This is a genomic window from Planktothricoides raciborskii GIHE-MW2 (assembly GCF_040564635.1).
Classification (GTDB): Bacteria; Cyanobacteriota; Cyanobacteriia; order Cyanobacteriales; family Laspinemataceae; genus Planktothricoides; species Planktothricoides raciborskii.
In genome coordinates this window covers 464926-477520 of record NZ_CP159837.1, presented here as the reverse complement: position 1 = coordinate 477520, position 12595 = coordinate 464926, and the positions used below count along the sequence as shown (strand labels likewise).

The following is a 12595-nucleotide window of genomic DNA, read 5'->3' as shown; positions in this document are numbered from 1 at the left end:
TTCCTTGGGAGCAGCCGTTTCAATCCCTAATAGGGATTCAATATAGTTGCAACCTGCTGAATTTTTGCTTGGTGGAGCGATCGCAACAATGTTTCAATCCCTAATAGGGATTCAATATAGTTGCAACGATGAGTCTCCCCCCGGCTCCTACGACTTCACCTTGGAGCAGAACGTTTCAATCCCTAATAGGGATTCAATATAGTTGCAACAACTATGATGCGATTAATTGGCAATGTAAAAGTATCGTTTCAATCCCTAATAGGGATTCAATATAGTTGCAACTGAAACACTCATTAACTTGGTAGTCATAATCAATCAATGGATGTTTCAATCCCTAATAGGGATTCAATATAGTTGCAACGAATGAAGTCCACATTCATCCGCCCCTGGGAGTCTGTTTCAATCCCTAATAGGGATTCAATATAGTTGCAACACGAATTAATCAAGTTGATCGAACTCGCGATCGCCGTTTCAATCCCTAATAGGGATTCAATATAGTTGCAACTCCTAGCTTTAGTGCATCTCGAAAATTGGCAGAGGTTTCAATCCCTAATAGGGATTCAATATAGTTGCAACTCGGATTCGATCCTTACTGGTCGCCCGTTCTTCCCGTTTCAATCCCTAATAGGGATTCAATATAGTTGCAACATTGGCCTATCTTTTCGGCTTCAACTTTGACTTGTTCGTTTCAATCCCTAATAGGGATTCAATATAGTTGCAACTTGATATTTTTTCGTTTCATTTTTACCTCGATAAATGGTTTCAATCCCTAATAGGGATTCAATATAGTTGCAACTGCTTTGTATTGGCGAAGCCCGCCAAAGAAACTTTTAGTTTCAATCCCTAATAGGGATTCAATATAGTTGCAACGGCCTGCAACCAGCAATTTTTGTCTTTGTCGGGGGGCGTTTCAATCCCTAATAGGGATTCAATATAGTTGCAACTGCTGACGCCATCAGTTATGAAGGTGGCGATCGCACTGTTTCAATCCCTAATAGGGATTCAATATAGTTGCAACGAGGATCCGGCGTTGTTCTTGATTTAGGGTCCATCCGGTTTCAATCCCTAATAGGGATTCAATATAGTTGCAACGTTTCTCAGAAGCGGTCAATAGCTTGCTTTTTGTCGTTTCAATCCCTAATAGGGATTCAATATAGTTGCAACCTGAAAATCAGGGTGATGGTTTGTTGTTCAGTGTCGTTGTTTCAATCCCTAATAGGGATTCAATATAGTTGCAACAGTGATCACCGGCCTGAGACTGCGGATGGATCAGTTGGTTTCAATCCCTAATAGGGATTCAATATAGTTGCAACTCCCATCTCATATCGCAGAATTAGCGGATCCAAGTGAGGCTTGTGTTTCAATCCCTAATAGGGATTCAATATAGTTGCAACGGGGGTTAGCTAGTCCCTTTTTGCGGCGATCGCGTCTTGTTTCAATCCCTAATAGGGATTCAATATAGTTGCAACACCGAAAATTGCCCACTCGTCAAGCCATCCTGCTATCGTTTCAATCCCTAATAGGGATTCAATATAGTTGCAACGAAGCGGGCTAAGTTATAGCGCTGTCAGCAAACTTAGAGTTTCAATCCCTAATAGGGATTCAATATAGTTGCAACCCTGAATTGGCGATGGGGGCAAAGGTAATTGCTCAAGTTTCAATCCCTAATAGGGATTCAATATAGTTGCAACCTAGCCGAAAGTCTAGGGGGGTTGTTGCATTTTGTATGTTTCAATCCCTAATAGGGATTCAATATAGTTGCAACCTTTTTCAGAAGCCGTGAATAGCTTACTTTTTGTCAATTACGTTTCAATCCCTAATAGGGATTCAATATAGTTGCAACTCATTACCCGCGTTAATCAACAACGCAACACGGCATTGTTTCAATCCCTAATAGGGATTCAATATAGTTGCAACTGCTAGAGGCGGCTAAAGGCTAAATCCAAAACAAAAGTTTCAATCCCTAATAGGGATTCAATATAGTTGCAACTTCAGAAGCCGTGAATAGCTTACTTTTTGTCAATTACGTTTCAATCCCTAATAGGGATTCAATATAGTTGCAACACAAATCTACTTTCAGGTTTACCAGAATCGGTTGCTAGTTTCAATCCCTAATAGGGATTCAATATAGTTGCAACGTTGACAAACTATTTTAAGGACTATAAGCAATGGGTTTCAATCCCTAATAGGGATTCAATATAGTTGCAACGAATCAGGGACTTTCTGTTATGGCGATCGCAACTTTAGTTTCAATCCCTAATAGGGATTCAATATAGTTGCAACGGGGCAGCGGTAAATCAGAGTTAGCTATCAATTATCTAGTTTCAATCCCTAATAGGGATTCAATATAGTTGCAACTTGGTTTAATACTCCCATCACAAATCACAGATTGCCGTTTCAATCCCTAATAGGGATTCAATATAGTTGCAACCTGTGCGGCCGTCTGGTCGTTTTTAGCCAAAAGTCCAGTTTCAATCCCTAATAGGGATTCAATATAGTTGCAACTCGCTTGTGACTTACTGCGGCCCCGGTTGTCAGCAGGGGATGTTTCAATCCCTAATAGGGATTCAATATAGTTGCAACTTCTTGTTTGATTTTATAATCCAAGTAATCTTGAATAGTTTCAATCCCTAATAGGGATTCAATATAGTTGCAACATTTACCTTTAATCAATCGCAATGGGAAAATGTTTCTGTTTCAATCCCTAATAGGGATTCAATATAGTTGCAACGAGGAATTTTCGGTGAGGCTCGGTGAGAGGTAGCCCCGTTTCAATCCCTAATAGGGATTCAATATAGTTGCAACTTTAACGTTAAGTATGCGGCAAAAAACATCAAAAAGGGTTTCAATCCCTAATAGGGATTCAATATAGTTGCAACGCACATTAGCCTTAGCGGAATCATTGCTGCTGCCGTGTTTCAATCCCTAATAGGGATTCAATATAGTTGCAACTGATTTTCTAAGTCCCCACAGTTCCAGAAAATCTAAGGTTTCAATCCCTAATAGGGATTCAATATAGTTGCAACGACCGCTTATACAAAATGCCCGGATACAATCACCCCGGTTTCAATCCCTAATAGGGATTCAATATAGTTGCAACACAGACACCCTGTAGAGTTACCGCCGCCAATGTCCAAGTTTCAATCCCTAATAGGGATTCAATATAGTTGCAACTTTGGCTCTTCCGCTACTCGTCCCCCGGCTATAGGTGGTTTCAATCCCTAATAGGGATTCAATATAGTTGCAACAGAAAAATGGTTCTCTTTTGCATCTGATAAACCCGTTTCAATCCCTAATAGGGATTCAATATAGTTGCAACCGGCTTTTTTGTCGATTTCACCAGTTTTCTTGTCGGTTTCAATCCCTAATAGGGATTCAATATAGTTGCAACATTTTGGGTGCCTGAATATAGGTTTTTCCTTCCCCGTTTCAATCCCTAATAGGGATTCAATATAGTTGCAACGCAGGGTGGCGATCGCGGCGATAAATCTATGGGATTGTTTCAATCCCTAATAGGGATTCAATATAGTTGCAACAGTAACATTTTCAATAAATTCATGAGTTCCTGGTATAGTTTCAATCCCTAATAGGGATTCAATATAGTTGCAACAATATAAAATTACTAATTTTGAAGGAATGCAAGTTGTTTCAATCCCTAATAGGGATTCAATATAGTTGCAACATTTTTTTGAATTTGATTTTAAAATCAGAAAATCCCGTTTCAATCCCTAATAGGGATTCAATATAGTTGCAACTCGATGGTTGTCCACCCATCGTCCGCTAAATTTAGCGGTTTCAATCCCTAATAGGGATTCAATATAGTTGCAACCAGGAGATTGGCACCGCAGCGGTGAATTTGTGGAGCGTTTCAATCCCTAATAGGGATTCAATATAGTTGCAACGGTGGCTTGTGATCGCCTCATCAACAAAAAGAGTTGTTTCAATCCCTAATAGGGATTCAATATAGTTGCAACCATAGGGTGTCCTATTTGCAATACTTCTTTTTTAGTTTCAATCCCTAATAGGGATTCAATATAGTTGCAACGCTCGGATCCGGTGTGTTCATCTCTTCTGAGTAGGAGTTTCAATCCCTAATAGGGATTCAATATAGTTGCAACATCATCAAAAGATTTGATATAAGTAGAAAAAATAATGTTTCAATCCCTAATAGGGATTCAATATAGTTGCAACCCCTCGCCCGCTTGCTTCTTTGCGCCTGTTTTGTGCGTGTTTCAATCCCTAATAGGGATTCAATATAGTTGCAACGAAAAAATCGATTTAGGATCTTTAAGCATTAATTGGTTTCAATCCCTAATAGGGATTCAATATAGTTGCAACGAGCAGCCCTACTATTTGCAAAGCCAAAGCTTTTAGCGTTTCAATCCCTAATAGGGATTCAATATAGTTGCAACACTTCAGAGGCAGTGAACAGCTTACTTTTTGTTGTTTCAATCCCTAATAGGGATTCAATATAGTTGCAACCCAATGCCATTGTTTCCCACGGTTTACGCGGGACTGGTTTCAATCCCTAATAGGGATTCAATATAGTTGCAACAATTAAGGGTAGTCCCTTTATTTCCACTCAAGCCAGTGTTTCAATCCCTAATAGGGATTCAATATAGTTGCAACGTAATCTTGGCAGATTCGCTGACACGGGCTACAGGTTTCAATCCCTAATAGGGATTCAATATAGTTGCAACCTGCCACCAGGTGATTTAGTTGATCGAGGGTCATCTGTGTTTCAATCCCTAATAGGGATTCAATATAGTTGCAACCAATTTTAGGGGGGGTGTAAACCGTGAATATTAACCGGTTTCAATCCCTAATAGGGATTCAATATAGTTGCAACTTTTTCTCATTCCAACTTTGTTAGTTCCAAAATTTTAGTTTCAATCCCTAATAGGGATTCAATATAGTTGCAACGTTCAGGGTTCAGAATCAGCCCAAAACCCACCCCCCGGTTTCAATCCCTAATAGGGATTCAATATAGTTGCAACAATCAATGGCATTTTAGACCTAGGAGGTGGCAATTCTGTTTCAATCCCTAATAGGGATTCAATATAGTTGCAACCTATGGGCTTGACTTTGACGATGATGGGAATGCTGTAGTTTCAATCCCTAATAGGGATTCAATATAGTTGCAACACTTGTCCCAGCAAATAGCTAATTTGCTGGGACGTTAATGTTTCAATCCCTAATAGGGATTCAATATAGTTGCAACGCACTTGCCGTTAAGATCGCTGAAATTGAAGGTATGTTTCAATCCCTAATAGGGATTCAATATAGTTGCAACTGGCATTTCCCACCAAGATATAGTGACCCAATTCGTTTCAATCCCTAATAGGGATTCAATATAGTTGCAACGGCGATCTGTGGGGATTTCACCTATGGCAGTACAGGCATTGTTTCAATTAGCGGATCCATCATTACTTACTGTGACGGCGATGGGATTTCACCTATGGCAGTACAGGCATTGTTTCAATCCCTAATAGGGATTCAATATAGTTGCAACTCGCTTTCTTGAGTGCAGAATCGCCCGCGATACTTGCCGTTTCAATCCCTAATAGGGATTCAATATAGTTGCAACGCCGTCGGGGGTGGTCAAGGTGCCAGAGCGATCTCCCCGTTTCAATCCCTAATAGGGATTCAATATAGTTGCAACCCGACCGTTGGCGCGTCGGATAGTGAGCCTCAAGGTTTCAATCCCTAATAGGGATTCAATATAGTTGCAACTTTGATAGATGCCTGAGATGTCAATGCCTGTACTGGTTTCAATCCCTAATAGGGATTCAATATAGTTGCAACCTATCAGGTAAGCAGATTTTAAGCGTGCTAACGTGGCTGTTTCAATCCCTAATAGGGATTCAATATAGTTGCAACTCGTTAATTTGTAGCCTCATAGAACCATCCCTTCGTTTCAATCCCTAATAGGGATTCAATATAGTTGCAACCAGCCCTACAAAATCTGGCACCGATGGCAGACGAAATTGTTTCAATCCCTAATAGGGATTCAATATAGTTGCAACCTAGCTTTATGATTGCCAAACCGACACCCTGGATCGGTTTCAATCCCTAATAGGGATTCAATATAGTTGCAACCACCAAACGGTGGTAACGGACGGTAGCAAGTAACTCGGTTTCAATCCCTAATAGGGATTCAATATAGTTGCAACAATGAGAGAAAGGGCCGAAGGTATGAATGAGCGCCTTGTTTCAATCCCTAATAGGGATTCAATATAGTTGCAACTTTGCCGTGGCTAGACGGACGATCCGGCAATGCAAAGGTTTCAATCCCTAATAGGGATTCAATATAGTTGCAACCGGAATTGATCACCTAAGATGCCCGTATCTGGAAGTGTTTCAATCCCTAATAGGGATTCAATATAGTTGCAACTCAATCAGTGCAAGTCTCCAGCCAGTCACTACAAGTTTCAATCCCTAATAGGGATTCAATATAGTTGCAACTTTCTAGTGAGGCAGTAGCGGGTCGGATTTCAGCGATCGCTCTGTTTCAATCCCTAATAGGGATTCAATATAGTTGCAACTCTTGCCATAACTTCGTTCAATCTCCACCGAACAGGTTTCAATCCCTAATAGGGATTCAATATAGTTGCAACTGTCTCGGTTCCCAATAAAAAACTCAGTGGAGACTCAGTTTCAATCCCTAATAGGGATTCAATATAGTTGCAACCATTCTTATATGGTAATATTCTCAGATTGTACATTGCCGTTTCAATCCCTAATAGGGATTCAATATAGTTGCAACGCATTATACTAACAGTATGTCAGCCAAACTGTCGTTTCAATCCCTAATAGGGATTCAATATAGTTGCAACATTACTCTCCTGAATCCCATTGCTGGGTTCCTGGGCTCCACCCCCCGTTTCAATCCCTAATAGGGATTCAATATAGTTGCAACTAAAATAGCCTTTATTTTTGATGATCGTAATCCAATTGTTTCAATCCCTAATAGGGATTCAATATAGTTGCAACTTTTCCCCGGTTTCTGGGCTGATTGGTTGCCACAGCATCGTTTCAATCCCTAATAGGGATTCAATATAGTTGCAACATCGCTGCAATTTTTGGGGGTGTATGAAATGAAAGCCGTTTCAATCCCTAATAGGGATTCAATATAGTTGCAACTGGGGGTGTAGGAGGTCGGGTGCGATCGCTCAAAAAAGTTTCAATCCCTAATAGGGATTCAATATAGTTGCAACCTGCTTACCCTTGAAGTCCACTACCCGCGTCGGCAACGGTTTCAATCCCTAATAGGGATTCAATATAGTTGCAACATGATTTGCAGCTTCGCGGTGCTGCAATTCGAGGTTTCAATCCCTAATAGGGATTCAATATAGTTGCAACATACCGCTTCTCAACATTACGGCAACGGCGTGGTTGCTGTTTCAATCCCTAATAGGGATTCAATATAGTTGCAACAAAGGAAAAAAGTCAGCAGTTAAGTGATAGTTTAAGTTTCAATCCCTAATAGGGATTCAATATAGTTGCAACCCGATGCCGTAAGGCGTCGGGGTTTTTGTTTTTGGCGAGTTTCAATCCCTAATAGGGATTCAATATAGTTGCAACCATAATTTTCGACTGATAAACGCTGCAACTCAGGGTTTCAATCCCTAATAGGGATTCAATATAGTTGCAACATCGCCACCAAGCGCGGGGGTGTTTGGGCCGCAGCGTTTCAATCCCTAATAGGGATTCAATATAGTTGCAACACTTTGTTGAAGTTTTTGGTCAACATTTTCCTATCTATCGTTTCAATCCCTAATAGGGATTCAATATAGTTGCAACACCATGCCGGAGTCGGAGCCGGGCGATCGTATTCCCAGTTTCAATCCCTAATAGGGATTCAATATAGTTGCAACACGGAGTCTGGCGTGACCGAGGCTTTATGTTGTCTGAAGTTTCAATCCCTAATAGGGATTCAATATAGTTGCAACACTTGCTACCAATAAATCAAGTCAACAAGCCGCATCAGTTTCAATCCCTAATAGGGATTCAATATAGTTGCAACTCAACCAGAATCCCTGGTAATTCTGGATCCGCATAACGTTTCAATCCCTAATAGGGATTCAATATAGTTGCAACGAGTCGTTTGGCCAAAGCTATTTTAAGCAGTTTGCCGCATAACGTTTCAATCCCTAATAGGGATTCAATATAGTTGCAACGAGTCAGCCAAAGTTTTTGATCGTTCGTCAGCCCTAGTTTCAATCCCTAATAGGGATTCAATATAGTTGCAACATGAGAAGGCAGCCAGACTGGTTAAGTTCATTTTGGTTTCAATCCCTAATAGGGATTCAATATAGTTGCAACACACCTTTCAGCAACCGACCCTCACTCTCAGTATCTGTTTCAATCCCTAATAGGGATTCAATATAGTTGCAACTCTCTGGTTTATTTTTGCCTGATTTCTTACTAGCTAAGTTTCAATCCCTAATAGGGATTCAATATAGTTGCAACATTTTTTTAGGGGAAAAAGAAAGAAAGAAATTTACAAGTTTCAATCCCTAATAGGGATTCAATATAGTTGCAACATTAAATCGGTTTATTCGGTTCTCAATCGGTTAGAAGTTTCAATCCCTAATAGGGATTCAATATAGTTGCAACTCTACTTTATCAAGCATATCCCAGAAATTTTGCTGTCGTTTCAATCCCTAATAGGGATTCAATATAGTTGCAACATTGCCTGGAAATTCTCAAAATTTACCGGCAACTGTTTCAATCCCTAATAGGGATTCAATATAGTTGCAACAAACCGCCATCAGGCCGTCGGTTTCACCCTCAGAGGCCCGGCAACTGTTTCAATCCCTAATAGGGATTCAATATAGTTGCAACGTTTGGCAGATTCACCGCATCCCACACCCCAAACGTTTCAATCCCTAATAGGGATTCAATATAGTTGCAACAGGCAAGCTGGATCCATTCTAAAATCTATATATTTTAGTTTCAATCCCTAATAGGGATTCAATATAGTTGCAACTCATATCTGCACACCTGATGAATTGGTCATTTGTTGGTTTCAATCCCTAATAGGGATTCAATATAGTTGCAACATTATGCCTTCAAATTCATCATTGGCATCCCTATAAGCTTGTTTCAATCCCTAATAGGGATTCAATATAGTTGCAACCACTTTTTCAGAAGCCGTAAATAGTTTACTGTTTGTTGTTTCAATCCCTAATAGGGATTCAATATAGTTGCAACTTAAGGTGGCCGGTGTAGCGGGTATTGCTTACCTGCCAGTTTCAATCCCTAATAGGGATTCAATATAGTTGCAACTTTCCGCTATTAAGAGAAGCGCGATCGCAACCCGGAAGTTTCAATCCCTAATAGGGATTCAATATAGTTGCAACAGCTTGGTCAGCGTCCGTCCGTTTTCGGTTCGGGTGGTGGTTTCAATCCCTAATAGGGATTCAATATAGTTGCAACACCAGTTTTCAAGACAAATTGCATCAATTTGCGCCTTGTTTCAATCCCTAATAGGGATTCAATATAGTTGCAACAGCAATTACGACTTACAAGCTAATCTAGGGTTGCGTTTCAATCCCTAATAGGGATTCAATATAGTTGCAACCGCCCGCGACCGACACCCCGCTGCTACCAGAAGCCAAGTTTCAATCCCTAATAGGGATTCAATATAGTTGCAACCACTGGGATACTTACGCCCAAAGTAAGCGGGTTAAGCGTTTCAATCCCTAATAGGGATTCAATATAGTTGCAACAGGCCGGGGCTCGGAACCCTTGATTTATTTAATTTTCCAGGTTCATTTGCGCGAATCGACTTCATCATACCATGCAACCCCCCAAATTTGTCAACAGACCTCAAACCTGAATAAACCAAAACCCTGACTCACAAAGGATTTCAGGATTTGCGCGGATCGGTTCGAGACTCAAAAACTCTCAAACCTCGACCCCATAAACAGTTCAGAGGAAAAAATGCCCTGCCCTGTTTTTACACCCACCCCTCCGCGCAAATATCCCCTGACGCAGATTGCGGGTCAACCTCTATTATACCCCGCCCATAACCAACCGCAAAACCGATAAGCACCCATCCCCATAACCTAGCCGATTCAGACCGTTGTCAAATATTTGATACCGTTAAACCGGCCATCTCTGGGGGAGGAACTTGGGCTAAAGCCGCCAGAATCACCTCAACTCCCGCCCCAGGAACATGAGCATTTTCACTCAGATATCGTTTCCAAACACGACTCCCCGGTTGTCCATTAAACAATAACAACAAATGTCGGCTCATCTTATTTAAACTCAACCCTTGACTCAGCCAATACTCAATATAAGGCAGCATGGCTTCAACCACTTGATGCCGCGTCAGGGGCGTAGTATTTTCCCCATAAATCTCCCGATCGCATTCCGCAAACAAATAAGGGCGATCGTAAGCTGCCCGACCAATCATCACCCCATCCACCAACTGCAAATGTGCTTTAACCTCGGCCAAAGTAGTCACACCGCCGTTAATTTCCACAAACAAATGGGGAAAATCTTGCTTTAAACGATACACATCACCGTAACGCAACGGCGGAACATCGCGATTTTCCTTGGGACTTAACCCTTGTAACCAGGCTTTGCGGGCATGAACGGTAAACCGCTGACACCCAGCCCCAGAAACAACCCGGACAAAATTCGCCATATCCTCATAGCGATCGCGATCGTCAATCCCAATCCGATGTTTTACCGTAATCGGCAAATGGGTCGCTTGCTGCATAGCCTCCACTGCCCGGGCAACTCGGTCTGGTTGGGCCATCAAACAAGCCCCAAAATTGCCATTTTGCACCCGACTGCTGGGACAACCGACATTTAAATTAATCTCGTCATAGCCAAAATCCGTCCCAATGCGAACGCATTCCGCCAACTCCTGCGGATCGTCCCCCCCCAGTTGCAGGGATACGGGCTTTTCCTCTGGAGAAAAACCCAACAGTCGGGGGCGATCGCCGTGAATAATCGCTGCGGTCGTCACCATCTCCGTATATAACAGCGTCCGACGGGTAATCTGCCGCATAAAATAGCGAAAATGGCGATCGGTATAATCCATCATCGGCGCCACACTTAACGGGTTGCCCTGGAGTGTTAATGGATTTATGCAATCTTTCAGAGTCATCATTTATAGAACAGGGTGTAGGGTGTGGGGTGTAGGGTGTGGGGTGTGGGGTGTGGGGGGTGTGGGGGGTGTGGGGGAAGAAAGTGATGCATTCGTAGGGGCGAATGGCCATTCGCCCGTAGTCGTAGGGGCGAATGGCCATTCGCCCGTACAAAATAAATATCACTATTCACTATTCACTATTTACTATTCACTATTCACTATTCACTATTCTCTATTCCCTACACCCTACACCCTCTCTTCCCCTACACCCTACACCCTACACCCTACACCCCAACCAACAAACAACAAAAAAGAGAATCACTTGTTGTTTGTGACTCTCTTTTGAGGTGCTTTTCCTTTGGGAATACCCCCAGGGGAATTCGAATCCCCGTCGCCTCCGTGAAAGGGAGGTGTCCTAGGCCTCTAGACGATGGGGGCTAGGTTTTTGTTTGGGCTTGAGACTCACGTTATCTTAAGCGTTTTGTGCGCTTTGTGTTCGTTTGTCCCTCACACCTTTAATACCGTAACCTATCTTTTTAGATATGTCAACCCCTAAACCAAAAAAAATTTAAAAAATTTTTTTGGGGCAAAATCACCCCTGGGTTGGCGGGGGACTTAAAAGGCTATAACCCTTGTCCTGCCTAGGCTTTATCGTTTATGTCCCTGGCAGAACCCCGGAACCATCCGGCACAACCGCTCCCGTAAGCGCGATCGCTGACTTTCATCTAAAGCCGAATTGGGCACCTCGGTTTCCACGCGGGGATTAAGGCTGGCGCCAGTGCGTCCGGTAAAAATCCAGACAATCGAACGAATACAGTCTCTCACAATGCGCCATCTTGATTCGCGGGGAAAATTTCCCGAAGGCACAGATATGGGAGTCACAATGATGCCCTGACTCCCCAGGACAAAAGTCGCGATCGCTCGGGAACGGTCGATATGATAATCGGACGTAATCAAATAGAGATGCCGCCGCTGGGCCCGAATAAAATCATCTACGGTGCAAGTAAAATTAGTCACCGTATCCGTAGCACAAGGATCGTAGTGAATTTGCTCTGGGGGAATACCTGCTGCGGCAAAAATCCCGCTATATAAGCGCTTTTCCCTCTCCGAGCCCGCAGAAACCCAAATATCCAAACTCTGGTGAGACTGCCACAACTCAGCCGCAAATCTAATCCGGTTAGGATTGCCATTCAAGACTAAAATTGCCTGGGGTTCCGGTACTTGCCAGGAGGCGATCGCAATTCGCAGGGGAATAAAACTGACGCCAAAAATCAGCACAACCGCAAAGAGAACCAGGCAAAATCGGCTAAATCTTCTGGCGATCGACCTACTGCGGGATATGGCTTTTGACTTAAGTTTCATATTCACAGGGGAAAATCGCAACTGTAGGGTGGGCAAAATATTGCCCACCCTACTATAGCTATAGCAATTCATGCGAGTGATGCGAAAATTTTTGTAGGGGCAATCCCCCCGTGGTTGCCCCTGAGC

At 42.4% G+C, this 12595-nt stretch carries 2 protein-coding genes, 1 tRNA gene and 2 CRISPR repeat arrays (1 of these 5 cut by a window edge); all 3 genes read right to left on the bottom strand.

Annotated features, from left to right (window positions below; all coding sequences use genetic code 11):
• Positions 1-5364: direct repeats of the CRISPR family, unit length 37 nt; unit sequence GTTTCAATCCCTAATAGGGATTCAATATAGTTGCAAC; it reaches 8789 nt to the left of the window's first position.
• Positions 5365-5475: 111 nt separating this feature from the next.
• A CRISPR array of direct repeats spans positions 5476-9734; the repeat unit is 37 nt; unit sequence GTTTCAATCCCTAATAGGGATTCAATATAGTTGCAAC.
• 359 nt (positions 9735-10093) lie between these two features.
• Positions 10094-11128 carry a tRNA dihydrouridine(20/20a) synthase DusA gene (gene dusA, locus ABWT76_RS01930; RefSeq protein WP_354635561.1) on the bottom strand — a complete coding sequence of 345 codons (1035 nt, stop codon included), beginning with the start codon at positions 11126-11128 and terminating at the stop codon, positions 10094-10096.
• A gap of 344 nt (positions 11129-11472) precedes the next feature.
• Positions 11473-11545: transfer RNA gene (locus ABWT76_RS01925), tRNA-Glu, on the bottom strand.
• Positions 11546-11755: 210 nt separating this feature from the next.
• On the bottom strand, positions 11756-12541 hold the full coding sequence (locus ABWT76_RS01920; protein WP_242049866.1) for a YdcF family protein: 786 nt from the start codon (positions 12539-12541) through the stop codon (positions 11756-11758).
• Positions 12542-12595: the final 54 nt, after the last annotated feature.